This is a genomic window from Pseudomonas frederiksbergensis (assembly GCF_003732705.1).
Taxonomy (GTDB): domain Bacteria; phylum Pseudomonadota; class Gammaproteobacteria; order Pseudomonadales; family Pseudomonadaceae; genus Aquipseudomonas; species Aquipseudomonas frederiksbergensis_F.
In genome coordinates this window covers 164,390-191,251 of the sequence record NZ_MOBR01000015.1, presented here as the reverse complement: position 1 = coordinate 191,251, position 26,862 = coordinate 164,390, and the positions used below count along the sequence as shown (strand labels likewise).

General features: G+C 60.3%; 21 protein-coding genes. 4 read left to right on the top strand and 17 right to left on the bottom strand.

Annotation, left to right across the window (positions count from 1 at the left end; translation table 11 throughout):
* Positions 1-26: 26 nt before the first annotated feature.
* The 14 genes from BK667_RS16905 to BK667_RS16830 form a co-directional block, all read right to left on the bottom strand.
* Positions 27-2,501: a TonB-dependent receptor plug domain-containing protein gene (locus tag BK667_RS16905; protein WP_123598319.1), complete on the bottom strand. Its 2,475-nt coding sequence runs from the start codon at positions 2,499-2,501 to the stop codon at positions 27-29.
* Between the two features lie 36 nt (positions 2,502-2,537).
* Positions 2,538-3,035 (bottom strand): RidA family protein, encoded by a 498-nt coding sequence (locus BK667_RS16900; RefSeq protein WP_123508754.1) that lies wholly within the window; start codon positions 3,033-3,035, stop codon positions 2,538-2,540.
* A gap of 139 nt (positions 3,036-3,174) precedes the next feature.
* Positions 3,175-4,749: a flavin monoamine oxidase family protein gene (locus tag BK667_RS16890; protein ID WP_123598318.1), complete on the bottom strand. Its 1,575-nt coding sequence runs from the start codon at positions 4,747-4,749 to the stop codon at positions 3,175-3,177.
* Positions 4,750-4,800: 51 nt separating this feature from the next.
* Entirely contained in the window at positions 4,801-6,933 is a 2,133-nt protein-coding gene (locus BK667_RS16885; RefSeq protein WP_123598317.1) for a TonB-dependent receptor, read from the bottom strand.
* Positions 6,934-7,344: 411 nt separating this feature from the next.
* Positions 7,345-8,304 carry a D-isomer specific 2-hydroxyacid dehydrogenase family protein gene (locus BK667_RS16880; RefSeq protein WP_123598316.1) on the bottom strand — a complete coding sequence of 320 codons (960 nt, stop codon included), beginning with the start codon at positions 8,302-8,304 and terminating at the stop codon, positions 7,345-7,347.
* On the bottom strand, positions 8,301-9,488 hold the full coding sequence (locus BK667_RS16875) for an acyl-CoA dehydrogenase family protein (RefSeq protein WP_123598315.1): 1,188 nt from the start codon (positions 9,486-9,488) through the stop codon (positions 8,301-8,303). The genes BK667_RS16880 and BK667_RS16875 overlap by 4 nt, the downstream gene beginning before the upstream one ends.
* Positions 9,489-9,523: 35 nt before the next feature.
* Positions 9,524-10,534, bottom strand: a complete 1,011-nt coding sequence (locus BK667_RS16870; protein ID WP_123598314.1) for an ABC transporter substrate-binding protein — start codon at positions 10,532-10,534, stop codon at positions 9,524-9,526.
* Between the two features lie 13 nt (positions 10,535-10,547).
* Positions 10,548-11,231, bottom strand: a complete 684-nt coding sequence (locus tag BK667_RS16865) for a peroxiredoxin-like family protein (protein ID WP_123598313.1) — start codon at positions 11,229-11,231, stop codon at positions 10,548-10,550.
* Entirely contained in the window at positions 11,228-12,574 is a 1,347-nt protein-coding gene (locus BK667_RS16860; RefSeq protein WP_123598312.1) for an LLM class flavin-dependent oxidoreductase, read from the bottom strand. The genes BK667_RS16865 and BK667_RS16860 overlap by 4 nt, the downstream gene beginning before the upstream one ends.
* 15 nt (positions 12,575-12,589) lie before the next feature.
* The gene (locus tag BK667_RS16855; protein WP_123508746.1) at positions 12,590-13,552 is read right to left on the bottom strand and encodes an ABC transporter substrate-binding protein; all 963 of its coding nucleotides are present in this window, start codon (positions 13,550-13,552) and stop codon (positions 12,590-12,592) included.
* Between the two features lie 689 nt (positions 13,553-14,241).
* Positions 14,242-16,716 (bottom strand): TonB-dependent receptor plug domain-containing protein, encoded by a 2,475-nt coding sequence (locus BK667_RS16845; RefSeq protein WP_123598311.1) that lies wholly within the window; start codon positions 16,714-16,716, stop codon positions 14,242-14,244.
* Between the two features lie 94 nt (positions 16,717-16,810).
* Entirely contained in the window at positions 16,811-17,680 is an 870-nt protein-coding gene (locus BK667_RS16840; RefSeq protein WP_123598310.1) for a TauD/TfdA dioxygenase family protein, read from the bottom strand.
* Positions 17,681-17,849: 169 nt separating this feature from the next.
* On the bottom strand, positions 17,850-19,433 hold the full coding sequence (locus BK667_RS16835; RefSeq protein WP_123598309.1) for a rhodanese-related sulfurtransferase: 1,584 nt from the start codon (positions 19,431-19,433) through the stop codon (positions 17,850-17,852).
* Positions 19,430-20,038, bottom strand: a complete 609-nt coding sequence (locus BK667_RS16830) for a cysteine dioxygenase family protein (RefSeq protein WP_123598308.1) — start codon at positions 20,036-20,038, stop codon at positions 19,430-19,432. Before BK667_RS16830 ends, BK667_RS16835 begins: the two co-directional genes overlap by 4 nt.
* 230 nt (positions 20,039-20,268) lie before the next feature.
* On the opposite strand from BK667_RS16830, the gene BK667_RS16825 reads away from it, so the two are divergent.
* Positions 20,269-21,174: a LysR family transcriptional regulator gene (locus BK667_RS16825; protein ID WP_123508741.1), complete on the top strand. Its 906-nt coding sequence runs from the start codon at positions 20,269-20,271 to the stop codon at positions 21,172-21,174.
* A 119-nt stretch (positions 21,175-21,293) separates the two neighbouring features.
* Positions 21,294-22,088, top strand: coding sequence for a class II aldolase/adducin family protein (locus tag BK667_RS16820; RefSeq protein ID WP_123508740.1), 795 nt, complete (start codon positions 21,294-21,296; stop codon positions 22,086-22,088).
* A 74-nt stretch (positions 22,089-22,162) separates the two neighbouring features.
* On the opposite strand, the gene BK667_RS16815 is transcribed toward BK667_RS16820, so the two are convergent.
* Positions 22,163-23,110 carry a Dyp-type peroxidase gene (locus BK667_RS16815; protein WP_123598307.1) on the bottom strand — a complete coding sequence of 316 codons (948 nt, stop codon included), beginning with the start codon at positions 23,108-23,110 and terminating at the stop codon, positions 22,163-22,165.
* Positions 23,111-23,164: 54 nt separating this feature from the next.
* Positions 23,165-23,731 carry a TetR/AcrR family transcriptional regulator gene (locus BK667_RS16810; protein ID WP_123598306.1) on the bottom strand — a complete coding sequence of 189 codons (567 nt, stop codon included), beginning with the start codon at positions 23,729-23,731 and terminating at the stop codon, positions 23,165-23,167.
* A 96-nt stretch (positions 23,732-23,827) separates the two neighbouring features.
* On the opposite strand from BK667_RS16810, the gene BK667_RS16805 reads away from it, so the two are divergent.
* The gene (locus BK667_RS16805; RefSeq protein ID WP_123598305.1) at positions 23,828-24,472 is read left to right on the top strand and encodes a glutathione S-transferase; all 645 of its coding nucleotides are present in this window, start codon (positions 23,828-23,830) and stop codon (positions 24,470-24,472) included.
* Positions 24,473-24,540: 68 nt separating this feature from the next.
* On the opposite strand, the gene BK667_RS16800 is transcribed toward BK667_RS16805, so the two are convergent.
* Positions 24,541-25,629 carry an LLM class flavin-dependent oxidoreductase gene (locus BK667_RS16800; RefSeq protein ID WP_123508736.1) on the bottom strand — a complete coding sequence of 363 codons (1,089 nt, stop codon included), beginning with the start codon at positions 25,627-25,629 and terminating at the stop codon, positions 24,541-24,543.
* Between the two features lie 360 nt (positions 25,630-25,989).
* Here BK667_RS16800 and BK667_RS16795 point away from each other — a divergent pair, with 360 nt between their 5' ends.
* Positions 25,990-26,862: an ABC transporter permease gene (locus BK667_RS16795; RefSeq protein WP_123598304.1), complete on the top strand. Its 873-nt coding sequence runs from the start codon at positions 25,990-25,992 to the stop codon at positions 26,860-26,862.

The window sequence follows — 26,862 nt, the reverse complement described above, 5'->3', positions numbered from 1 at the left end:
GGATTTTTTTTGCCTGCGATTTGACATCAGAACGCGTACTGCAAGCGGGTGTAGTAGTAGCCGCCAGTAAAACCGAATGGCGAATAGCTGCCCCAGTTGTCGCCGAACGACGAGTTGGGCACGCCGATGTGGTCCGGGTACTTGTCGAACAGGTTCTGCGCGCCCACGGCCACGGTCAGTTGTTTGCTCAGCGCATAAGCGACGTCGAGGTCGGTAATCCATTTCGCCGAGTACTCGCGGTCCAGGCTCGGATCGCTCGAGCTGTTGACCTCGGTGTACGTGCCATAACGGGTCAGCCGCAGGTTGACGTCGAAGTCGCTGATGCCCCAGTCGGCGGCAAAAATCATCTTGCTGCTCGGCGAGGTCTTGGTGATCAGCGCCCGGGACTGGCGCCCCATCAGCTGAAAATTCCCCAGTGCCGTCAGTTGCTCCGGCGTGTCGTTCACGCTGAGGATCTGCGTGTGGTTGTAGTTCAGCGCTGCCGTCCACTTCACCGTGCCGTAGCGGTTGAGGTTCTGCCGATAGTTACCGACCACATCGACCCCGGAAGTGCGGGTGCTCGCGCCGTTGGTGAAGTACTGCGCGCCCGCCGTGGCCGGTACGCCGATGCCGTCGAGCAGGGCGGCGATGCCGGGGCCCTGGAAGCGTTCGCTGAGGACCAGGCGATCACGCAGATTAATCACGTAACCGTCGACGGTCAGGCTCAGGTCTTCGCTCGGGGTCAGGGCGAAGCCGAGGCTGAAGTTGGTCGAGCGTTCGGGTTTCAACGCTTCGGCGCCCAAGGCCTGAGCACCCGCTGAGTCCACCGGCAGGATCACGTAGTTATAGGACTGGTAGACGCCATTGATGGTGTCGAACCCGGTCGAGCGCGCGGTAAAAATCTGGTTGGCCAGGGACGGCGCGCGAAAGCCGTTGCTGACGCTGCCGCGCACCGAGAACACCGGGTTGAACTCATAGCGGGTGCTGAGCTTGCCACTGCGGGTGCCGCCGACGCCTTCGTTGTAATGCTCGTAGCGGCCGGCGATGCCGACGTACCACTGTTCAACCGGGTAGAAACCCAGGTCGATGTAGCTGGCGACGCTGTTGCGGCTGACTTTCTGCGCATCCTGCGGGGTAATGCCGTTGGTGACCTGCGCCCCCGGATCGGGACGTTGTCCGGCGCGGGGATGACCCGCCGGGAACACATAACCGCCATCGATATACGACGCTTCGGAGCCGGCGCGGGTTTCGTAGCTTTCCCGCCGATGCTCGAAGCCGAACGCCACGTCCATGGGTTTGGCCAGGCCGATGTCGTAGCTGTTTTTCAGGTCAAGGTTGCTGGTCAGTTGATCGGCAATGTAGATGCCGGAAGTGAATTTGTTCGGGGTATTTTCCCCAAGGGACGGGTTCTGGTTGTCGTAGGTCCGCTGCTTGGCGTAGTTGCGCCCGTAGGTGCTGCTGAGGTCCCAGGCCCAGCCGCCGAAGTTGTCGCCCTTGGCGCCGAACGCGGACTGGAAATCGGTTTCGTTGACCAGCCAATAAGGGCTGTAGCCGTCGGGATAACCGTTGGGGCCGGTGGTGATGGTGTTGCGCCCGCTGGGCAGGCGAAAGTTCTGGCCGTCGTTGTTCTCGCGGGTGGCCACGGTTGAGAACGAGTACAGGGTCAGCCCATCGTTGAGCGGCAGGTCGAGGTTGTAGCCGGCATCGGCCAATTGACTGCGGGGCAAGCCGTAGCCTTTGTAGGTGTGGTGGCTAGCGTCGGCTTCGCGAGGGTCGGGCGAGCCGTCGGCCTGGGGGTAATAATGCGCGCTGTAGCCGTTGCTGCCGGCCTTGTTGTCGCGCTCCTGATACCGGGTGTCCAGCGAGACGTTGAGCACCCCGGCTTCACCTACCTGGAAACCATAATTGAGCGCTTCCTGGCCGGTGCCGCGCTTGCCGTCATAGCCCTGGCCGAGGGTGGTGTCGGAGCTGCCGCCGGTGGTCTGCTTGAGGATAATGTTGATCACCCCGGAGATCGCATCCGAACCGTATTGCGCTGCCGCACCGTCGCGCAGCACTTCGATGTGGTCGATGGATGCCACCGGGATCAAGTCCAGGTCGCTCGGCGCAGCACCGCTGTTGATCCCGTTGATGTTCAGCGTGGCGCTGGTGTGTCGGCGTTTGCCGTTGACCAGCACCAGCACGTGGGAGGCGGTCAGCCCGCGCAAAGTCGCCGAACGCACCACGCCGCTGGCATCCCAACCGGCGCGGTCGGGCAAGTTGAACGAGGGAATGAATTTGCTCAGCGCTTCCAGCAGGCTCGGTTTGCCGACCGAGCGCAGTTGTTCGCCGGTCACCACGTCGATGGGTGTCGGGCTGGTGGTGACGGTACGTTGCTCGGCGCCACGGTTGCCGGTGACGACCACCGTGTCGAGGGTCGGCGCGCCGGTTTCAGCGGCTTCGAGGCTGAACGAGGTCAGGCTGCACGCGAAGGACAGCGGCAATAACAAAGGACGATAAGCAGGTACTGGGCAGTTGCGCATAAGGGTGAAGCTCCTGAATTTCTAGTGTTGTCCGTGTCACTTCTTGCGTGCGGCGACGGCTTCGATTTCCACCAGGCCACCGGGCAGCGGCAGGGCCACGACCTGAATCGCCGTGCGCGCCGGTTTGTTCGGTTGCGCGGCACTGCCGAAGAACGGCGTATAGCCTTCCTGCAACCCGGCGAAATCGAGTTTGTTGCCCTTGGCCGGATCGCCCACCAGGAACACTCGCAGTTGCACCACATCGCCGAGGTCCAGGCCCTGGCTTTGCAGCACGCCTTTGAGCTTGTTCAGGATCGAAGTGGTCTGGGTCGCGGTATCGCCATAAGCGGCGAAGGAATCTTTGGGCGCTTTTGGATCATGCAGATCGGCGAGCAATCCGCTGACAAACAACAGCTCGGTTTGCGCCGGCACCGACACCGCCAGGGAAATCGGGAAGTTCGAGTTGGGCAGGGCGATGCGTTTGATCTCGTCGGCCTGGGTGGTGAGGGCGGTGGCGGTCATGAGCAATCCTGTGAGCAAGGTAATGGCTTTCATCGTTCAGTCCTTTAATTGAGGCGGGGGAGATGACCTGTGGGAGCGAGCCTGCTCGCGAAAGCGGTGTGTCAGGCGACATCGGTGTTGAATGTGCCGACGTCTTCGCGAGCAGGCTCGCTCCCACAGGGTTTAACTGGCATCAGGCGGCTACGCCCGATTGAGTGCGTTCGGCATGTCGGCCAATCAGCGCGACGATGCGTCGGGCCGAGTCGGCGGCGCTGTTCTGCCAGATGCCGACACCGCCGTGGGCGAGGGCGTCGCTGGCCAGGTAAGTCCGGCCCTGAGGTTCGTTGAGAATCTGGTAGGCGCTCTCGCCAACCTCGTCGTTGACGATCCACGGGCCTTTGCTGAAGGGCACTTTGGCCCAATTGATGGCCACCGGTTTTTGCAGCTGGGCGCTGTGGCCGGGGTGCAGCAATTCGACGGCTTGCCGGGACGAGGCAAACTGTTCGGCGATGGATTTTTTGCTGAAGGCCTGGGCCGATTCGCTGGTGTTATAGGCCGCGACCAAAATGCCCTGGGCGCTGTTCAGCCGATCGCTGGGGTACCACAAACCTTTGACTTCATGGTCCAGGTAAGAGAGGCCGCCGTAGATGTTGAAGTCGGTTTCCCAAAAGCGCGGCGACTGCCACGCCACTTTGTTCGCCTGATCGCTTTGCGCGCTGAGAATCGCTTGCTTGAACGGCGGGCTGAAGTTGCTCGGCAGTTTCGCCAGCAATGGCAGCGGCACGGTGACCACGGCGTAATCGGCGTTCAGGGTCTGGGTCTTGCCGGTTTTGCGATCCCGATAAGTGATGCGACTGCCGCTCTCGGAGGTCTGGATATCGCTGACCTCGGCGTTGAAGCGCACCGCATCCTTGAGCTTGTCGTAGAACGCGTAGGGAATCCGGTCCATGCCGCCGACCGGTTGGAACATGGTCGAGGAAAACTCCGGGATTTCGTCAAACACCAACGCGCCCCAGAGCTTGGGATTGAGCAAGGTTTGCAGCTCCAGCGGTGCGCGGGTCACGCCGGTTTGATCGCCGGCACCGGGCACGCGGGTGTAGCCCGAGCGCACCGAGCCTTTGTATTGGAAGTCAGCATTCAGGTCGCCATAGACCTTGAGGAAATTCAGCAGCGCCTTGCGATCATCGACGCTCAAGTCCTGGTCCAGGGCTTTGCGACTGACGGTGCGTGCCAGCAATTCCGAGAGTTGCCCGCGAGTGTCGTTGACCGCCTGGCGCAACTGGAACGCCGGTTTGCTTGGGTCCGGCAAGGCCAGCGCGTTGCGGCTGCTGTTGACCAGCACTTGCAGCTCCACACCCAACTCGCGGCAGTAGCCGAGGATGGTCTGGTGGTGGCTGGGAATCCGCGCCGGGCCGGCGTTGAAGAAGTGCCCTTCATCGAAGTCGACGGTCTGGCTGACACCATCGTCGAAATCGACTTGAGTGCCGCGTCGCAAGGTCCAGTTGCGTCCGCCGACTCGTTCACGGGCTTCGAGAATCGTCACGTTGAAACCGGCCTTGCGCAGCTCATAGGCACTGACCAGCCCGGAGATGCCGGCGCCGACGATCACCACGTTTTTGCCTTTGCCACTGCTGCCCAATTGCAGCGGTTTGAAACTCGCCGCCACGGCTTGAGGCGTCAGCCCCAAAGCGCCGAGGGCGCCGACGGCGGCGGAGTAGCCACCGACAGCGGCAATGCGGGTAATCAGTTCTCTGCGGGTAAAAGCCATCGTGTTGCTCCTTGGCAGTAAGCGATATCGAATCCGGTGTAGGGGGGAGGGTTAGAGGTCGTAACGCAGCGACAACAACAGGGTTCGCGGGTCGTTGATCGAGTAGAAGCGGGCGCCACTGGACGGCACGTAGCCGACCGATTGCGGGTAGGCGCGGTCGAGCAGGTTTTTCACCGCCAGCGTCGTGGTCCAGTGACCGTCGCTGGAGATGTAGCGGGTGTTGGCGTTCCAGAAGGTCTGTTGGGGGATTTCCTGCACGTCGTCGTTCAGTGCGTTGGCGTAGGACTTGGTCTGGAACTGCGCATCGGTGCCCGCCAGCCAAACGCCGGGCAGTCCCGCCGGGATCGTGTAGTTGAGGCCGACGCTGGCGTTCCAGCGTGGCGAGAACACCAGTTGTTTACCGTTGGCATCGACCCCGGCGCCGCTGGCGTTTTCGAAGTCGTCGTACTGGCTTTGCAGATAGCCGACGTTGGCGGTCAGTTGCAGGTCGCGGGTCAGGGCGATAAGGGTTTCCAGCTCGACGCCGTAGGTGTGGGCCTGGCCGACGTTGGTCCGCAAACTCACCCCCAGCGCCGGGTCATAGGCGTTGGTTTGCAGGTCTTTGTAGTCGTTGTAGAACACCGCGACGTTGGCCCGCAGGCGTTGGTCGAAGAAGTCACCCTTGAAGCCGGTTTCGTAGGTGGTCACGTCTTCCGGCGAGAACGCTTGCTCAGCAGCCGCCTGGGTCGGCGCGCGGTTGTCGTAGCCGCCGGCCTTGAAGCCTTTGGCGACGTAGGCGTACTGATTCAGGTGTGGGGTCCAGGCGTATTCGAAGCCGATTTTCGGGCTGGTGGATTGCCACGATTTGCTCGAATCCGCCGTGAAATTGGTCCCGGTAATCTGCCGGTTGGTGTTGATTGCGTAGTTGGTGTAATCGAAGTTCTTGTGTTCGCGGGTAAAGCGCAGCCCGGCGATCAGCGACAGTTGCGGGGTGATTTTGTAGCTGCCCTGGCCATACAGCGCGTAGCTTTCGGTGTTGGTCGTGCTGTATTGGCCCTGACCGATCACGCGGTTACGCGCCACGGAATAGGTGAGGTTGTCGCGGTCGGCTTCGAATTTTTCGCGGTACAGATACAGGCCGGTGCTGAAACTGAATTTGTCGTAGTCGCCGTTGAGCTGGAATTCCTGGGTGGCGTAGTCCTGCTTGTAGGTGATCAGGTTTTGCTGGATCAGCGCAGCCTGGCCGGAGTTGTCGTAGTCCACCGGTTGGTTGAACCCTGAATAAGCGGTCACCGATTTGAAGTTCAGGTTGTCGTTGATCGTGTAGATCGCGCGCAACACCGAACTGCCCTGATCGAGGCGGTTTTTCGGGTCGAGGCTGCTGTAGCTCTTGAATTTGTCGAAGTGACCGTTGGCATCAAACGGCGTGTAGCTGGTGGTGTCGCCACGGTCGAAGGTGCCGGCCAGGGTCAGTTGCACATCCCACGGCGAATCGATGGGGTTGAAACGCAGCTTGCCGCGATAGGACTGGATATCAACGTTGTTCACATCCTTGCCCCGGGTCGGGTCCGAGACGGTGCCGTCGCGGGTCAGGCGAATCGCCGAAAAACTGCCGAACAGCGCGTTATCCACCAACGGGCCGCTGATCAGGAAACGGCCGTTCTGCGCGTTGTAATTGCCCGCGCCGAGTTCGAAGAAACCGCGGGTTTCCTGGGTCGGATCGCGGGTGATCACACGGATCGCGCCGGCGCTGCTGTTACGCCCATAGAGCGTGCCCTGGGGGCCGCGCAACACTTCCACGCGCTCGACATCGTTGAAGTCGAGCATCGAGGAAATGGCGCGCGGGATGTACAGGTCATCGGCATACACCGCGACGGCGGATTCCTGGATCGGATCGGTTTCACCGATGCCACGGATGCCGTAGGTCTGGGCGCTGTAGGAGATCGACTGGCGACTCAGGGTCAGGTTCGGCATTTGCCCGGAGAGATCGCGGATGCTTTTGATCTGCTTGTCGTCCAGGGCTTTTTCGTCGAACGCGGAGATCGCCAGCGGGGTTTTTTGCAGGTCTTCGCTATGGTGTTCGGCGGTGACTGTGACAACGGGGAGGGCACCATCCTTGGTGTTTTCGTCGGCGTGGGCCGACAAGCCGAACAAGGCCAGCGAGACGGCCAGCGTCAGTCGGTTTGCAGTGAAGGTGTTGTGCATGGTGAGCCCCAGGTGTGTCGTTGGCGTTGTTCTGTTTTTTTTGGGCAAAGCGTTGCCGGGGCCATGGTTTGAACGCCATGGCAGCGGGGCTTTAGCCGTTTTCAGGTTTTGGGTGTGGCGGTTGACCGTGGAGTGGTGTCGGCCGGAAAAACATGCAGTTCCGTGGGCCTCCACCTGGTCAGGGGTCGGTGATGGTTGTAACAGTATTTGTATAAAGCAGCGCTGTAAAAGTCCGATTAGTTATAAGTTAATTATAAAAAATAGGCATTAAGTGCTGATAAGAAATGCGTAATGCTGATGTTGCTGTGGCGGATGATAAAACGCCTTCGCGGGCAAGCCTCGCTCCTACAATTGGAATGTATTCCCCTGTAGGAGCGAGGCTTGCCCGCGAAGGCGATGGATCGGCTGGAATCAATACCCGCGCTGTACGTTCGCCAGATTCTCCGGCGCCAACCCATTCAGGAATCGCTCAAGATTGGCCAGGAAACTGTCCGCAATCTCGTGCCGACTGTTGCTGGAAATCGCCGAAGTGTGGGGCGACAAACGAACCCGGGGATGGGAATAAAGCGGATGTCCATCGGGCAGCGGTTCGGGCTCGGTGACGTCCAGCGAAGCCAGGCCAATCGCGCCATTGTCCAGCGCTTCAAGCAGCGCGCCGTGGTCGAGCAGACCACCCCGGGCAATGTTGATCAGGTGCAGGCCCGGCTTGGCGCTGGCGAGCACCGCGCTGTTGACGATATGCCGGGTCGCAGCGGTCAGCGGTGCCGCCAGCACCAGGTGATCGGCGCGGGCAAACAAGTCATGGATGTCCTGCGCAGCCTCAACACCTTCCACCTCGAACGGCGTCTCACTCTGGCGCAAGGCAACCACGTTAATGCCCAAGGCATGGGCCTTGGTTGCCAGACTGCGGCCAATCGCACCGAAACCGAGGATTCCCAATGTGGTGCCCTTGATGGGCGTCAGTGCGGTGAAATTCCATGTGGAGTCATGCACCCAAATGTCCGGCAGATGCTTGGCGGCGGCGAAGATCGCGGCCAGGGCGAACTCGGCGATGTTCTCGGCGGCGCTGCCACGCGAGGTGCTCACCGGCGGGCCGTTAAACAGCCATTTCGGGTAGAAGTCGATACCGGAAGACACCACTTGAACCCACTTCAAACCGTACGGCCAGCCCGGTGGCGGCGTGTCCGGCGCCAGGTAACCGCGCACATTGATCGGCCGCGCCAGCAGAATGCTGACCTCGGCCGGCAGGTCGCTGGGCACACCGGCCGGCACATCCAATACCTCGGTGCCCGGGTGCGTGAGGGCGAGGCGCTGGCGGATCACCTCATTGAAATCTTCGTCCAGTTGGCTGGCGATCACGAGCTGGCTCATTGGCTGTCCTTTTGCGGGCGCTGGGCGAAAACGGCTTTGCCGACGCCTTGCAGCACGGCGTCGTTTTGTGGGGTATGGACGCGACTGCACAGCACATCGCGGTAATGCCGTTGCAGCGGGTTGTTGCGGGACAAACCGGGATTGCCGGACGCTTCAATGGCCAGCTCGACCGCGCGAATCGCGTTGCCGGTCACCAGGTATTTCAACTGCGCGGCGTTACTCACCGGTGTGCGTCCCTCGGCGGCGGCATCCAGCAGGCTACGGTTGGCGAACAACAGTGTGTCGATGTGGCCGACGGTTTCCTGAAAGCGCGGCAGGGTGGACAGGGCCGCGCCGAGGTTGGACGGCTTGCGTTGTTCCAGCCAACTGACGAACCAGTCGCGAGCGGCTTGGGCAACGCCGTCGTACACCGACGACAGCAACACCGACATCCACAGGAAGCCGTCGCCATCGAGTTCCGGTTGCGGCGCGCTCCAGGGGCTGACGCTGACGGCGTGATCCAGCGGCACCAGCACGTTGTCGAAAATCACTTCATGGCTGCACGTGGCGCGCATGCCGAGGTGATCCCAATCTTCGATGATGCTGATACCTGGCGTGTCCTTATGCACCAGCCAGGCGCCGACCAGCGGGTCTTCATCGGTGCTGCGCGCCCAGACGCTGAACCACGTCAGGCCAGGGCTGCCGGTGGAGTAGATCTTGCGCCCGCTGATCCGCCAACCGGCGGCGGTGCGTCGGGCAACGGTGGCCGGCAAACCACCGCGAGCCGGGGTGCCAAGGTCGGGCTCGACCCGCAGGGCATTAATCAGCGCGCCTTGCTGGACTGCGTCTTGGGCCACTTGCAGGCGCAGGGTTTCGGGCCAGGTTTTGCTGTCCTGCAGGCGCGTGTGCTGGAGATACTGCATCACCAAAATCAATGCGGTCGAAGGCTCACCTTTGGCAATGGCGCTGATCGCCTTGCGCGCCTGGACCAGATTCGCACCGCCACCGCCGAGGGTTTTGGGCACGGTCAGGGCGACCAGACCGTGCTTATGCAGCAGCTTGAAATTGTCGTGGGGGAAGGCCCCGCTTTCGTCATAAACGTGTGCGGTGGCGCCGAGTTGCCCGCCGATGTTTTCCAGCAGTGCTTCGAAATTGGCCGCTTCGATGGAGCGCAGCGGCGGAGCGTGTTGAGAAGAAAGACTCATGGTTGATTCATCCGATCAATAGGCTGGAAATCCGTTCACAGCGGTAGCAACTTGAAGTTTTTGTCCCACAACGGCCCGACATCCAGCCGCTCACTCAACACCCCGGCATCAAAGAACAAATCCGCCACTTCCTGCTGCGAGGCAATGGCCTGGTCGTCCACTTCGAGGACCTTCCACGGCTGGCTGCGGCTGTTGTACATATCGAGGAACACCGCTTTGTCCACGCCCAGCAACTGCGCGGATTTGGTCGCCCACGGCTCGGGGTTGTTGTTGATCCAGTCCAGGGTGCGCGCCGTGCGCTGCAAGTAGTCCTGAATCGCCTGTTTGCGCAGTGGGTCTTCGAGGGCGGCGGGGCGGGCCGCCATCAGGTAATTGCCGGACAAATAACCCTGGGCGGTCTTCAGTACCCGGGCGCCGCTGCGGAATTTCGCCAACTGGATGAACACCCCATAAATCACCCACGCATCGAGCTGACCGCTCTGGAATGCACTGAAGCCGTCCTGGGGTGTCAGCGCGACGGCGGTGATGTCCTTCATGGTCAGGCCCTGTTCCTTCAAAGCCTTGATCAAAAAATAGTGCGACGTGGTGGAGCGCACATAACCGACCCGTTTGCCGCGCAACTGCCCGACGGATTCAAGTGTCGAGTCCTTGGGAATCAGGAACACCTGGTTGTTCACGTCGCCTTGAATCACCGCGATCAGCTTCGGTTGACGATGGCTCTGGATCGAGAAGATCGGCGGGATCTCACTCATGGAGCCGATGTCCAGGCTGCCCGAGGCCAGCGCTTCGACGATCAGATTGCCACCGGCAAATTCCGCGTAGTCGACTTTGTAAGGGCGGTTGGCGGTACCGGCGTCCTCGGTGAAATACGACTCCTGGCCACGGTAGGTGGCGACACCCAACGTCAGGTCCGAGAGCTGGGTGTTTTGCGCGAATGCACGCGGGCTCAAGCCGAGCGAGGACAACCCCAGCGCGCCGACGGCAATCGAACTGGCCGTCAGGAAGCCGCGACGATTGAACTGCCCCTGTGAGATGTTTTTCGTCATGGTCAGGCTCTTGTCAGATAGCGAGTTGCAAGGCTGATTGCCCCAGCAGTTGTTCAACGGCGCGCAGCACCGGATCGGCTTCGGTGCGCACCAGCCAGTCCGGGCTGACCTCGGCGAAGGCCACGCTGCCGTCCCGGGCGATCACCACCACGGTCGGCTGCGGCAATTCCCAAGTGCCGGTGCCGGTGGTTTCGCCGATGCTCTTGCCCTTGGCCAGCGCGGCGTTGCGCGAGGCTTCATCGAAGCTGTAGAGAATGCCCAGGCGCCGGCCGAGCTGGTTATCCGGGTCGCTGGCCACTTGCAGATCCAGGGTGTGGCGGGTCTTGATCTCGATCAGGCGCTCCGGCACTTGCGGACTGACCGCGACCAATGGAACCCCCAGTGCATGCAGTTGCGGATAGAGCCGGCGCTGGTAATAGGGCAGGGCGATATTGCACGCCGGGCAACCGGCAAAGCGGAAGAAAATCAGCACCGCCGGGCCGTTGGCGAGCAATTCGTCGCGGCTCAGTTCGCCCCCTTCAACCTTCAACAGTGTGAAGGGCTCAAGGGTGTCGCCGACCTTGACGAAGTCCTCGACCTTGGCTTCGTCCACCAGGCGTTGACGCTGATCAATATTGACTTGCAGAGCCGCCGGCTCCCACGTCGCCACACGTTCGGCATGCAAATTCGCGAGCAATTGATTGAGGGATTCGCTCATGCCACGGCCTCGTTTTTTTCATGGATTTGAGTGATGGCGTGACGGTTGGCAGGGACTTCCAGACCCAGGTTGTCGCGCAAGGTGTTGCCGCTGTACTCATCGCGAAACAGACCCCGTTGTTGCAGCACCGGCACCACCAGTTCGGTGAAGTACTGCAAGCCATCGGGTAGCAACGAATTGATGATGAAACCGTCGGCGGCGCCTTCTTCGAACCAGGTCTGAAGGGCATCGGCCACCTGCTCGGGCGTGCCGACGAAATCCCGTCGTGGCCGGGAGAAGCGCAGGGCGACCTGGCGCAAGGTCAGGCCTTCATCCTTGGCCAATTGTTTGATCCGGTCGGACCCACCTTTCTGACTGTTGGAACCCAGATCACCCAGTTCGGGGAACGGCGCATCCAATGGGTACTGGCTGAAATCATGGTCATTGAACGGCCGGCCGAGGGCGACAATCGCGTCCTCGATGCTCACCAGTTCCACCGCTTGCTGATAACGGCTTTCTACCTCCGCTTCATCACGCCCGACGATGGGGCGGATGCCCGGCAGGATCGACAGCTTCTGTGCATCACGGCCAAAGCCGCTGGCCCGTTGTTTCAGGTCCTTGTAGTAGGCTTTGGCTTCATCGAAGGTTTCGGGGCTGACAAAAATTGCGTCGGAGTTTTCCGCCGCGAAATTGCGCCCGGCCTCCGAGGTGCCAGCCTGGAAAATCACCGGTTGACCCTGCTGCGAGCGCGCGATATTGAGCGGGCCTTTCACCGAGAAAAATTCGCCCTTGTGCTCCAGCGCATGCAATTTGCCGGGGGTGAAAAACTCGCCGCTTTGCTTGTTGTAGGCGAAGGCGTCGTCTTCCCAGGAATCCCACAAGCCCTTGACCACATCCACATGCTCCTTGGCGATGCGGTAGCGCACGGCATGGGGCGGGTGCTCGGCCTTGCCGAAATTATCGGCGGTGCCACTGAGCCAGGAGGTCACCACGTTCCAGCCGGCGCGACCGCCGCTGATGTGGTCCAGGGAGGCAAACTGCCGGGCGACCTGGAACGGTTCGGTGTAGCTGACGGTGACGGTCGCCACCAGGCCAATGTGTTTGGTGGTGGCCGCCAGCGCCGAGAGAATGGTCAGCGGCTCGAAGCGATTGAGGTAGTGCGGGCTGGATTTTTCGTGGATGTGCAGGCTGTCGGCGATGAACACGAAGTCGAACTTCGCGCCTTCAGCGAGTTGCGTCTGCTGCTTGTAAAAATCGAAGTTCACGCTGGCGTTGGGTTGGGCCTGCGGGTGGCGCCATTCGCCCCAGCCGTGGCCGACGCCATGCACCATCGCACCGAGTTTCAGTTGGCGTTGTTTGCTCATGGTTCTACTCCTGAATTAGCGCGATGCCTGGGTGGTCGGGGCACGCTGGGCGTTGAAGCTCTTGTCGAAGCCTTGGGAGACGTCGATGTGTTTGGTCAGAATTCCTTCTTCCTGATAAATGTCCGCCGTGGTTTGCAGGCCGGCGATCACCGTGTCGTCAATCTCTACCGGTTGCATGTGCGTGCCTTTGGCCACGGCGACATGCACGGCCAGCGGCAGGCCGGTGACCTTGGCCTGGGCGGCGGCATATTCTTCGGGATGGCTGTTGGTCCAGCGGTAGGCGCGATCGACCCGGGCGACGAAATCGTCCAGTTGCTGGCGTTTGCCGGCGATCGCCTGGCTGGTGGCGGCGAGGTACAAATGGTTGGTCAGCAGCGAGTCGCCGCTGGCCAGAACCTTGGCTTGGCTTTGCGTGGTGGCAATCGTGGTGTACGGATCCCAGGTCGACCAGGCATCGGCGCTGCCATTGTCCAGCAAGATCCGCGATTCGCTGGGCAGCAAGTAGATGAACTGTACGTCGTGGGTGCTCAAACCGACGCTGCGCAAGGCTTTGATCGCCAGAAAGTGGCCGATGGAGCCGCGGGTGGTGACGATGCGCTTGCCCTTGAGGTCGCTGGCGTTGTTCAGCGGCGAGTCCTTCAGCGCGAGGATCGCCGTGGTGTAGCGACCTTCGGCGTGGATGATGCTGACCACTTTGAGCGGCGCACCGGCGCCGAGGGCGAACACGTAAGGCGCGTCGCCGAGGGCGCCGATGTCCACGGCGCCGGCGTTCAGCGCCTCGCCTAACGGTGCGGCGGCGGGAAACTCGGAGAACTGGATTTCGTAAGGCACATCCTTCAATTCGCCGGAGACTTCCAGCAGCACCTTGATCGACGACTTTTGATTGGCTACCAGCAGTGGTTGCAGGTCGGCGGCATGGCTGATGGCGCTAAAGCCCAGGGTGCAGAAGAGGGTCAACAACAGCGGTTTGAGTGACATGACAAGCTCCAGGCAGGTTCGTATGGCCTCCGCCTGGAGAAGGGGTCGGTCTGTGCTTGACGTTATCTCTATAAAAAGCGGTTGGGAAAGTCTTTCTGGTTATATGCTAATTATTAAGTAAGTTGATTATCGAGATGATCAATATGAAATAAATGCATTTAATTGGAGCGAAACACAAATCCCCTGTGGGAGCGGGCTTGCTCGCGAAGGCGTCGGGTCAGCCACCATCCATGTTGAAAGTGAAACCGCTTTCGCGAGCAGGCTCGCTCCCACAGTTGATCGTCGTCGAGCGCAGATTTTTATGCCCACCGAAGCTCCTTGTGGGAGCGAGCCTGCTCGCGAAGGCAGTGTGTCAGCCACCATCCATGTTGATGGTGAAACCGCTTTCGCGAGCAAGCCCGCTCCCACAGTTGATCATCGTAGGGCGCAGATTTTGTGCCCACCGAAGGTCCCTTGTGGGAGCGGGCTTGCTCGCGAAGGCGTCAGGTCAGCCACCACCGATGTTGAAAGGGAAACCGCTTTCGCGAGCAGGCTCGCTCCCACAGTTGATCGTCGTCGAGCGCAGATTTTTATGCCCACCGAAGCTCCTCGTGGGAGCGAGCCTGCTCGCGAAGGCAGTGTGTCAGCCACCATCCATGTTGAAGGTGGAACTGCTTTCGCGGGCAAGCCTCGCTTCTACAGTTCGGCCATCAGAAGTTGTACGCCAACCGTGTGTAGTAATACGCGCCGCCAAAGCCAAACGGCGAAAACTGCCCGTATTTGTAGCCGCCAGCCCAGTCCTTGATGCCGTTTTTGTCCGGGTACACGTTGAACAGGTTGTTCGCCCCCAGCGCCACCGTCAGGTGCTTGGTCAGGTCGTAGGCCGCGTCCAGGTCAGTGATCCACTTGGCGCTGAATTTGCGGTCGTTCACCGGGTTGTTGTCGCCTTCGGTGTAACTGCCGAAGCGGGTCAGCGCCAGGTTCAGGTTGTAGTCGGTGACTTTCCAGTTGGCGGCCAGGATCAGTTTCGATTGCGGCGTGGCAACGGTCAGGTCCTTCTGCAAACGGCGGTCGAACAGTTGGTAATTCGAGCCCAGGCTGGTGAGTTTGGCCGGGTTGTCCTGGAGTTTTTCGATCTTGGTCTGGTTCCAGTTGTAGGCCGCGCTCCAGCGCACTTGGCCGTATTCATCCAGTTGCTGGCGATACTCGTTGATGATGTCGATGCCGCGGGTTCGGGTGTCGACCGCGTTGGTGTAGTACTGGGCAAACAGTCCCGGCGACAAGCCGTTGGCGACGAGGATTTGCGAAACCGCCGGACCGCCCAACAGGCTGGTGGACACGATGCGGTCGCGGATGCCGATCTGATACAGATCGGTGGTCAGTCGATAGTTTGCCGTGGGGTCGTAAGTGAAGCCGAGGCTGTAGTTCAGGGACTTTTCCGGCTTGAGCTTTTCCGCGCCCAGGGCCTGGGCCTCAGGCGTGTCCACCGGTAAGACTTTGACTGGCACCGAGATCTGCTCGCCATTGACCACGCCGCCGGAGGTGAAGGTGGACGAGGCATAAATGGTCTGTGCCAGGGATGGTGCTCGGAAGCCGTTGTTGACCGTGCCGCGCAGGGCGAAGGCGTCGGTGATTTTGTAGCGGGTCGAGAACTTGCCGCTCCAGGTACTGCCGATGTCCTGGGTGTAGTGCTCATAGCGCGCGGCGGTGCCGACGTACCATTTATCCGTCACGTCCAGGCCCAGATCGACATAACTGGCGACGTTGCTGCGACTGATTTCCCCGGCGTCGGCGGGGCTGGTGCCGTTGTAGGAGGCCAGGCCCGGCAACGGGGTCCGGCCGGCAAACGGTCCGCTGGGGATCACGTAGTCACCGGGGGTATAGGACGCAAAGTCGCCGGGCTCGATCTGGTATTTCTCCCAGCGGTATTCAAAACCGAAGGAGGTTTGCAGCGGATTTTTCAGGCCAATGTCAAAGCCGCGACTGAAGTCGAGGTTGTTGGTCCATTGATCGAAAATCTGCGACGCCAGGTTGAACGAGGTCGGGCTGGTCGGCCCCAGGGACGGGTTGAGGGTGTTGCTGGCATTGAGGGTCGAATCGTCCTCGCCCCAGGTCGAACTGGCGTCGTAGTTCCAGCCGCCGACCTCACCCTTGAAGCCGCCCGCGAACTGGAAGTCGATGGTGCGATTTCGCCGCTGGGCATGCACGCCGTCGGGGTAGGGGGTGTTCGGATCACCGGCCAGGGACGTGATGTCGTTGGGGCGATAGTTGCCCGTGACCTTGGTGGTTTCCATATAGCTGGCGGTGGAGAACGAGTAGAACTTCAGATCATCCTGGATCGGCAGCTCAAGGTTGTAACTGGCGTTGGTGACCTTCTCTCGGCCCAGACCATAACTGGGGTTCCAGCCGTGGCGATTGACGGTCTGATCGCGGCTGTCGGGGAAACCAGGTGATGAATAAAGATTGCCCGTGGCACTGCCGGTGCGGTCGAAAGGTTCCTGTTCCTTGCTGTCCAGCGCCAGGTTGGCGAAGCCGTCATTCGGCAGCGCCAGGCCGTAGTTGACGGTCTGGTGCACGGTGTCGCCATCGCCACTGCCGTAGCGCCCGAACGAAGTTTCGGCGCTGCCGCCGCTGTCGTTTTCCTTGAGGATGATATTGATCACCCCGGCGATGGCGTCCGAACCATATTGCGCCGAGGCGCCGTCGCGCAGCACCTCGATATGATCGATGGCCGAGACGGGAATCAGGTCAAGGTTGACCGGCACCGCCGCCGTGCCGATCCGCGCCAGGTTGTTGATCAGCGCGGTGTTGTGTCGGCGTTTGCCGTTGACCAGTACCAGCACCTGATCCCCGGACAAGCCGCGCATGGTCACGCCGCGCACCGACCACGACGTCCCGCCGCCATTGATCGCCGGCAGGTTGAAGGACGGCAGCAAGCGGGCAAGCAACTCCTTGAGGCCGACCTTGCCACTGGCTTGCAATTGCTCGGCGCTGATCACATCGATGGGCGAGGGGCTGTCGGTGATGGTGCGCGGCTGATTACCGCGATTGCCGGTCACCACCACGGTGCTCAGGGTCTTGTCCGGCTCGCTGCTTTCGGCATGGACCTGGAGGCTTGCAGTCAACAGACTCAAGGCTGCGGCGGCGTAATAATCGTATTTCACTCGGGGGCTGGATGAGGTCATGACGCGAATTCCTGAAAGATTGCACGCACAGGCAAACCCCTTCGCGAATGTTCGCGAATAGCCGGGGTTGCCAGGTCTTTTCTTGGGGGTGGAGTCAGGCCGCGTTGGCGCGTTTTACCCGATGTGGAATGTCGTCATAAGCGATGAGGACCCGTTCCATGCGGCGCGGATAATCGCCGTAGTTGTAGACCGGGTAGTGCAGCGTCGAACGGTTGTCCCAGAACGCCACCGAGTTTTCACGCCATTTGAAGCGCACTTGGTGTTCCGGCTTGTTGAATTCCAGCAGCAAGCGATCGATCAGTTGCTTGCTCTTTTCCGGCGTCCAGCCAATGACCGAAGGGTTCTGCGAGAAGTTGATGAACAAGCCGTCCTCGCCGGTTTCCGGGTGGGTGCGCACCAACGGATGCGCCAGGATCGGATAGTCATAGCCAACCTTGTCCAAAGCTTTCTTGAAGTCGTGGACCACATACACATCATCGATTTCAGCGCGCAGGTCATCGGGCAAGGCGCGATACACCGCGCCGGTGTCGGCCCACAGGGTATCGCCGCCCACCGGTGGCAAATCCACTGCACGCAATATCGCGCCGAGGGTCGGGCGCAGCAGCCAACTGGTGTCGGTGTGCCAACGACCGCTGATCCTAGGGCCGTAGAGTTTGCGCTCGTCCTGGGCTTGAATCAGGTGCGCTTGCGGTTGCGTCGGGTCGTTTTGCTGAGTGGTCGGGTGAACGTACAGCTCACCGAATTCACGGGCGAAGGCGATCTGCTGTTCGGTGCTGATGACCTGGTCGCGGAAGAAAATGACTTTGTGTTCCAGCAGTAACTGGCGCAGTTCATCGCGCAGTGCGGGCGTCAGCGGCTGGCTCAAGTCGATCCCGGTGATTTCGGCGCCGATGGTCGGTTCCAGGCGGGTGACGTGCAAGGTCGGTTGAGGCTGTAAGTCGGTGCGGTGCAAGACTGCGGACATGGTGGAACTCCTCTCGGTTATGGGTTCAGCCTCCGCCTGGAGAGGGGTCGGATGTATGTTGGATGTTTCTAATAATGTGTGGCGAGGGAGCTTGCTCTAGGGCCGCTTCGCAGCCCAGCGCGAGCAAGCTCGCTCGCCACAGGTTCGGTGTGAAGCTGGCATCCGTTGCTTAGATCACAAAAAAGCCATGGGTGGCATCGCGAGCCAGTTGCGCGACCAGGCCATATTCCCAATCCAGATACGCTTGCATGGCTTCGCGCGGGCTGTCGGTGCCTTCGTATGGGCGGCGATAGCGGTCGATGCGCGGCGAGGCCAGATGACTTTCGCCATCCTCCAGCGGCAGTTGCGCGGCGACCCAACTGGCGGTGCCGCCCTTGAGCAGAAACACCGGTTTGCCGGTCAAGGCCTCAACATCGGCGACCGCCAGCCGCGCCAATTGGCTGCTGCCACAGGTCAGCACGTAGCGCTCTGCTTCAGGCACATTGACCAGGGCTTCGCGCAATTGCCCGCGCAGCGCCCACCACGTGCCGGGGATGTGGCGTTTGACATAGTTGGCGCTGCTGGTGAAATCCAGCACCACGCTGTCGCCATGGGTGAGCCATTCGGCCAGGGATTCGGGGCTGATTTCCTCGGCCTGTCGCGGGGCGGGAACTGGCGCCTGCCAAGTGCCTTTTTCGCTGAAATGCGCAGGCTGCACATCATCCAGCACATGCACCTCCCAACCCAGTTGCGAGAGCCAGGACGCCGACATGTTGGCGCGCACGCCGTCGTCATCCACCAGTACCAAACGTGCGCCGCGCACACTGGCGAAGTGATCGGTTTCCTGCACCAGTTGGCCGCCGGGGGTCGAACGGGCGGTGGGCAAGTGGCCTTGTTCAAATTCTTCTGGCGTACGGACATCGAACAGGTAAGTGCTGCGCGTCGACTCCTGCTGCCAGCGCTGAAGATCAGCCAGGGTGGCGCGGCCTACCAGCGCTTTATCGGCGACCCGACGGGCATCCTGGGCGGCAACGTGGCGATGTTCTTCGCTGGTCGGCGCAAACCGGCGCGACTGGCCATGTTGCAGTTGTTGACCGGCGAGGGTCCAGCCGATGGTGCCGTTGCGCAGGGCCGAAACCGGATTCGGAATGCCGGAGTTGATCAGCGACTGCGTGCCGATAATGCTGCGGGTGCGCCCGGCGCAGTTGACGATGATCCGCGTCGTTGGGTCCGGCGCCAGTTCCCGGGCACGCAACACCAGCTCCGCGCCCGGGACGCTGATGCCGGTGGGAATGCTCATGGTCTGGTATTCGTCGAAACGCCGGGCGTCGAGCACCACCACGTCGGCCTCGCTGTCGAGCAGCGCCTGCACCTCTTCCGCCGCGAGGGATGGCGTGTGGCGCTGGCTTTCCACCAATTCACCGAAGGCTTTGCTCGGCACGTTGACGTCGATAAACAACTCGCCACCGGCGCGGCGCCAACCTTCCAGGCCACCTTCCAACAGGCCGACATTCACATAACCCAAATCTTGCAAACGCTGAGCAGCGATCTGCGCCAGACCTTCGCCGTTGTCGTAGACCGTCACGGCGGTATCGAGCCGTGGAATCCGCGAGTACACCTCCAACTCAAGTTTCGACAGTGGAATATTGGCCGCGAACAACGGATGCGCTTCAGCGAACGGCGCTTCTTCGCGCACATCCACCAGGGCCAGTTCTTCCTTCTTCAGCAGAGCCTTTCGAATGTCGGCGAAGGTGCGGGTCAGTACGTTGCTCATAAGGCTTGGCTCTCTTTGGACAGATCCCAAATGTTGGGGAGAAAGGCGTTGGAATAACCGGAGATAAACAGTTTCTCGCTGCCGTCGGGCTGATACACCGCGCGGCGCACGGCACCGATATTGGCGCCATACACATGAATGCTGATGGAAACCTGATCGTCAAAGGCGTTGCTGACTTGATGGATATCGCCAATCTTCGGCGACACGGCCTCGACCTGACCGGGTTGCAGTTGAATCCGGTTGCCCTCGGGCACCAGCGTACCGTCGGTGTGGCGGGCGAACCCCTGGGAATATTCCGCGCCGCGCAACATGCCGATCAAACCCCAGACCCGATGATCGTGGATCGGCGTGCGTTGCCCCGGCCCCCAGACAAAACTGACCACACTGAAGCGCTGCCGGGAATCGGCGTGCAACAGAAATTGCTGATAGCGCTCAGGGTCGGGGCGGGCGAAGTCTTCCGGCAGCCAGTCGTCATGGCTGACCAATTGGCCGAGCAGCTTGCCGCCGCGATGCAGCAGGTCACCCTCGCGCGGATTGCTGTCGATCAGTTCCGCCAAGGCGCCTATGAATGCTCTGAGTCTCTCCGGGTGTTGGGCCTGGGTCATGGCGATTCCATCGTTGGTTTGGAAGGTTGATGTGGGTTATCTAAGCATAATGATTTGTCTTAATATGCAATTTTTAAATGATTAGCTTATAGCTGAAGGGAATTTAGAACTCGATTGAATAGCGTTAATCGTTATCGATCTGGACGCCTGAAGCTTCGGGCTATCCAGATTTCATCAATAGAACTATGCTTTTCAGACATCTTATTGACTGTTCTCTATGTGCGGCCCAAATGAAAATTGATGATATCGATGCCTTTGTCGAAGTGATCCGTTGCCAGTCCATCAGCCACGCCGCCGAATCGTTGCAGCTGACTCAGCCCGCCATTACCCGGCGGGTGCAGAACTTCGAGCAAGCGTTGGGCGTGGAATTGTTCGACCGCAATACCAAGCCGCTCAAGCCTACTTTGATCGGAACCCGGGTGTATGAACAGTGCCGTTTGATCCTTCGGGAAATGGACGCGCTGCGTGAACTCGTGGCCACCGACGCACCGCCCACCGGGCTATTGCGCCTGGGCGTGCCGCAAACCATTGGCGATGTGGTGCTGCTCGATGCCCTCAAGCATCTGCGCGTCGAATACCCGGAACTGCGCGCCCAGGTGGCGACAGGGTGGGGCAGTCAACTGGTGGGCAAAATCGAACGCGGTGAACTGGATGCCGCCGCGGCGCTGTTCCCGGCGGGCAAGATTTTCCCGGACAACATCGTCGGCGAATCCATCGGCAAGATGGAGCTGGTGGTGGTCTGCGCCAAAGACCAAGTGCCCAAGCGTCCGTGCAAACTCGCCGACGTGTACCAAAGTGGCTGGATTCTCAACCCCGACGGTTGTGGGTTCCGCGCCGGGCTGCAACGCACGCTGTCGGATCAAGGACTGGCGCTGCGGGTCAACCTGGAAACCTTTGGCACCGAGTTGCAGTTGGGCCTGGTCGCTGATGGACTGGGTCTCGGACTGGTGCCGCGTCCGTTGCTGGAACGCAGCGCGCATTTCGATCAATTGGCGGTGGTGCCGCTCAAGGATTTCAAACCGGTGATGGACCTGTGGCTGATTTACCCGCACTTTCTCGGCAACCTGCAGGGGCCGGTGGATGCCTTCGGAAAACTGGTCGCCGGGTCGCTGCAAAAGATCAAGAGCGCCGCATGACGGGAGGCTCAAGACATAAAAAAAAATGATAATTAGCTTAGATTAAAATGTGCTTTTTATTATTTTTTCGCTTCCCATAGGCTGGCTGCAATTCTTAAGGCCATCCAGGAAGTTTTGCCATGAGCAGCGTCAGCCCGTTGTCCAGTGTCTCGAAAAATGTCCGCCAGCGCGTCACCCCTGAAGAATGGGACGTGCGGGTCAAACTGGCCGCGGCCTATCGGTTGGCGGCGTTGTTCAAGTGGACTGATCACATCTACACGCATTTTTCCGCGCGGGTGCCGGGGCCTGAAGAGCATTTCCTGATCAATGCCTTCGGGCTGTTGTTCGATGAAATCAGCGCCTCCAACCTGGTCAAGGTCGACCTCGACGGCACCATCGTCGACGACCCCACGGGCCTTGGCATCAACTACGCAGGGTACGTGATCCACAGCGCCATCCACGGCGCGCGTCCCGACCTGCAAGCCGTCTTGCACACCCATACCCGCGACGGCATCGCGGTATCCGCCCAGCGCGACGGGCTGCTGCCGATTTCCCAGCATTCCATCGGTTTCTCCGGACGCGTGGCTTACCACGGCTACGAGGGCATCGCGCTGGATTTGGACGAGCGTGAACGCCTGGTGGCGGACCTGGGGGACAAAAGTGTGTTGATCCTGCGTAACCACGGTTTACTGACGGCCGGTGTCAGTGTTGAACATGCCTTCCAGCAACTGCATGGCCTGGAGCGCGCCTGCAACATTCAGATCGCAGCGCAGGCGGGTGGCAATGCCGAACTGGTTTTCCCGCCGGCTGAGGTGGTGGCCAAGGTCGAGAAACAGGCGGAAGTGTTCAAAAGTGGCGACGGGCCGGGCGTGGCGCGGCACTGGAATGCGCTGATCCGGCAGTTGGAGCGCAGCGATACCGCTTACAAAGAGTGAATTCCACACCACATTTAAAAAGGGGACAGATTTATTTTTCCCACATCTGTAGGAAAAATAAATCTGTCCCCTTTTTAAGGTGTGCGATCTGGCAAGTCTTCAAGCAAGTCCGCTGAAGGCACGAAGAACAAGCCGCCCGTGACCGCCGTGCTGAAGTCCAGCAAGCGGTCATAGTTGCCCGCAGGCCGGCCGACAAACATGTTCTCCAGCATCAGCTCAATCGGCTCCGGTGAACGGGCATAGCCGATGAAATAAGTACCAAACTCGCCCGCGCCGGGCCGGCCGAACGGCATGTTGTCACGCAGGATTTTCACTTCCTGGCCGTTCTGGGTGATGGTGGTCAAGGCGCTGTGGGAATTGGTTGGTTTTACGGCGTCATCCAGTTCGATATCCGACAGTTTGGTCCGCCCGATAACCCGTTCCTGAGCCTCGACGGACAGCCCGTTCCACGCGTCCATCTTGTGCAGGTATTTCTGCACCAGCACATAACTGCCGCCGGCAAACGCCGGATCTTCATCACCAATGATCGTGAATCTGGCCATGTGCCGATCATCCGGATTCTCCGTGCCATCGACAAAACCGATGATGCTGCGCATGTCGAAATAGCGGAAACCCTGGACCTCATCGACCACCGTCACCGCATCGCCCAAGGCCGAGAGCAACTGCGTGGCCAGTTCGAAACACAGGTCCATCTGGTCCGCACGAATGTGCAGCAGAATGTCCCCCGGCGTTGCTACCGCGCGCCGTCCCTCGTCACCGAACTCGCGAAAGGCATGCAGCGAAGCCGGGCGCGGGCCGCCGAAGAGCGTGTCCCAGGCACTGGAGCCAAAGCCGCAGACGCAGGACAAGTAACCGGTCGGCACACGTTTGCCGACGGAGCGGGTGAGGGCGGCGATGTCGCCGCACCAGCCTCGGACCTTTTCAGCAGCATCGCTGCCGGGCGCCAGGGTGGCCACGATGAAAATCGCGCTTTTGGTGATTGGGGCGCAGACGGCTTGAGGATCAGGCGTTTGATTGGTCATGGGCGTGAACGCTTTCGTCGACAAAAAGTGCCAAGACAGTAGCAGATTCCGCTCTCAGGGAATCAAGCCCGCCGCCCGGTAGGACGCGATCATTTGGTCATACACCGCGATGTCGTTGCGCCCACGGGACACCAGTTGCGCGCCTTGGATGGCGCCAAATACTGACAGCGCTTGCCGTTCAAGCGCCTCTGGCTGAGCGTTGGGTTGCCTCAACGCCAGTACCTTGCTCAGCCACAGCACATTCGCATCGGTGAACCCGTCCACCTCGACCCGCACTTCGTCCGGGAGATCATGGTGCTCGGCGGCGAGAATTCCGCACAGGCACATGCGATTGTCATTTTCCAGAGCCGCACGGAAAGCCGCGGTGTAGGCGTCCATCATCGCGACGGGGTCCTGGGATTGCGTCAGCAATTGCTCCAGATAACCTGCGGTGTCTTCGGTGTAGCGCTTGGCCAGCGCCGCGCCCAAATCGCCCTTGGTGGGAAAGTGGTAGTGGATGCTGGCGCTCTTGATCCCCACTTCCTTGGCCAGTTCGCGAAAACTCAACGCGTTGTAGCCCCGGGCCTGCACGACGCGGCGAGCGGCGTCGAGGATGGTCTGTTTGGTATCTGTTGCCGTCATAATCTATTTGCCTACCTACTGATAGATATCTGTTGACCGATTCGATCGCTGCCCGCATTGTCTACCTCCCGATAGATAGATAGCAACGGAGTTCACGTGAAGATCTACGACATCCCCGGTTTTCCTAGCCCGTTACGCATTCGTGTGGTCATTGCCGAGAAGGCCCTGGCGTCCAGAATCGAGTTCATTAAGGTCGATTTGCCCGCCGCTGAACACAAGCAGAGCGCGTTTCTGGCGATCAATCCGACCGGTACGGTGCCGGTTTTGCAGTTGGACGACGGCACTTACCTGTCCGAATGCACGGCCATCACCGAATACCTCGACAACCTGGAAGGCAACCCGACGCTCACCGGCACCACGGCGAAAGAGAAAGGGCTGATTCACATGATGCAGAAACGTGCCGACGACCAATTGATCGACGCCATCGGCATCTATTTCCACCACGCCACCGACGGTCTTGGCGCACAACTCAAGCCGTATAAAAAGCCTGAGTGGAGCGACCGCGCGGTGTGGGGCCAGATGCATCGCGACAAGGCGATCAATGGCATGAAGTATTTTGACGAAGTGCTGAAAACCCAGCCGTACGTGGCGGGCGATCAATTCTCGATGGCGGATATCACCGTGTGGGCAGGGTTGATTTTCGCCGGGTTTGCGCAGATTGCGATTCCCGAGGAATGCGCGGCGCTGGTGGCGTGGAATGCCAAAGTCAGTGAGCGGCCGAGTGTGAAAAATCCGGCTTGATCCGCAAGTCATAGCCGAAAGAAAAGGGGCTTGCCGCAAGGTAAGCCCCTTTGTCGTGTGCGCCGGAATCAGGCGACTTTTTCCGCCGCTTGCCGCTCCCGTTCGGCCACCAACTGACGAGTCAGCGGGATCAAGCGTTTGCCGTAATCGATGGCGTCATTGAGCGGATCAAAACCACGAATCAGGAACGTGGTGATGCCAAGATCGTAGTAATCGAGCAGCGCCTCGGCCACTTGCTCCGGCGTGCCGACCAGTGAGGTCGAATTGCCTTGGGCGCCAAGCAGGCCTGCAATCCCGGTCCACAGTCGCTTGTCCAGCCGCGAGCCTTGAGCCGCTGCCGCCAGCAGACGTCGCGAACCCTCATTCGGCGGTTCGCGCCGCACGAAGCCATTCTGTTCCGCCAGGGCCGTGGCCTGTTGCAGGATGCGCTCGGCACGCTCCCAGGCTTGCGCTTCGGTGTCCGCCAGAATCGGGCGCAACGACAGGCTGAAGCGAATGCTGCGTCCATGCTTGGCGGCTTCGGCGCGCACCTGATTCACCACTTCGCGCACCTGCTCGTAGGTTTCACCCCACAGCGCGTACACGTCCGCATGCTTGCCCGCCACCGCGATGGCCGCCGCCGACGAGCCGCCGAAATACAGCGGAATGTGCGGCTGTTGTGGGGACTTCACGGACGAGTGCGCGCCCTCGACCTGGTAGTACTTGCCCTGATAGTCGAAGGGCTTTTCGCGGGTCCATTCCTGGCGCAACACATCGAGGTATTCATCGGTGCGGGCATAGCGCTCGTCCTTGCCGATGTAACTGCCATCGGCGCGCAGTTCGCGGTCATCGCCGCCGGTAATGATGTGCACCGCGGTGCGGCCGCCATTGAACACATCGAGGGTGTTGAACTGGCGGGCGGCGAGGGTCGGTGCGGCGAAACCGGGGCGATGGGCGATGAGGAATTTCAGGTTTTTCGTCACGCTGGCGGCGTGGGAGGCAATCAGTGTGCTGTCCGGGCTGTTGGAGTGGAACGCCACCAGGGCGCGGTCGAAACCGGCCTCGTCATGGGCGCGGGCGACGGTTTCCACATAGTCGGGTTGCAACACCGGGCCGCTGCGAGGATGGATCTCCGAGGAATGGTGGCCGCCGATGTAGCCGATAAATTCGATGCTCATGCTGAGTTCCTTGTCTTTGGATAGGCGTGATTCACCTCCACCGGGCAGGGGGTCGGTCCATGGTGTCGAAAGTAGGCGCAGGAGGGCGGGGCTGTGAAATGCCGTTTTGTTCTAAGTTAATTATTAATTAAATGAATCATAATAAATTACAGATATCAGAAATACGCATTTTATAAGTCGATGCAAGCCGACGCCGTACGGGGCGCGGGCTCAAGGCTTTAATTATGCAAATAATTTATCTGGATGATTTCCTATCTGATTTTTAATCATATTAGGTTATTCCTAAAAAGCCTTTCACTGGCGTTTCTTATACGAATAGCATGAATCCGAAGCCATGTTTTTGATGAGGAAGGAAGCCTGATGACCGAAAAGACCTTCGATACACAGAGCGCCAGCAGCTCGTTTTCTGTCGATAAGGCTGTTGACCGCCCGGATGCCTCAAGGCTTATCCCCGACTGGCTGCGCAACTGGCGAACCCCAGAAGTCTTCCTGCGCTTGCTCAGCCCGATTGCGCTGCTGCTGTTGTGGGAACTGGCGTCGCAGTTCGGCTTGATCCCCCAGCGAGTGATTGCCGCACCGTCGCAGATTGGCGGTACCCTCTGGGCGATGATCATCTCTGGCGAGTTGGGCAAACATTTATTGGTATCCCTGCAGCGCGCGTTGCTGGGGTTGAGCATCGGGGTCAGCGTTGGCGTCGTCGCAGCGCTGATCACCGGCCTGTCGAAGCGCGGCGAGGTGATCCTCGATTCGCCCATGCAGATGCTGCGCACCATTCCTTCCCTGGCGCTGGTGCCGCTGTTCATTCTTTGGTTCGGCATCGGCGAGTTCACCAAAATCGCGCTGATCGTCACCGGCACCACCTTCCCGGTGTACCTCAATCTGTTCTCCGGCATTCGCAACATTGACCCCAAGTTGATCGAGGCCGCCAACACCCTGGGCCTGAACCGTCGTGAGTTGATCTGGCACGTGATCCTGCCGGGCTCCTTGCCTTCATTCTTTGTCGGCTTGCGTTATTCCCTGGGGATTTCCTGGCTGGCCCTGGTGTTTGTCGAGCAGATCAACACCACCGCCGGCATCGGCTTTCTGGCCAGTGACGCCCGGGACTTCATGCGCACCGACGTGATCGTTATCTGCCTGTTGATTTACAGCGTCCTCGGTTTGTTGATCGACGGACTGATCCGCACGCTGGAGCGTTTCGCCCTGGCCTGGCGCCCATCTTTTGTGAGGAACTGA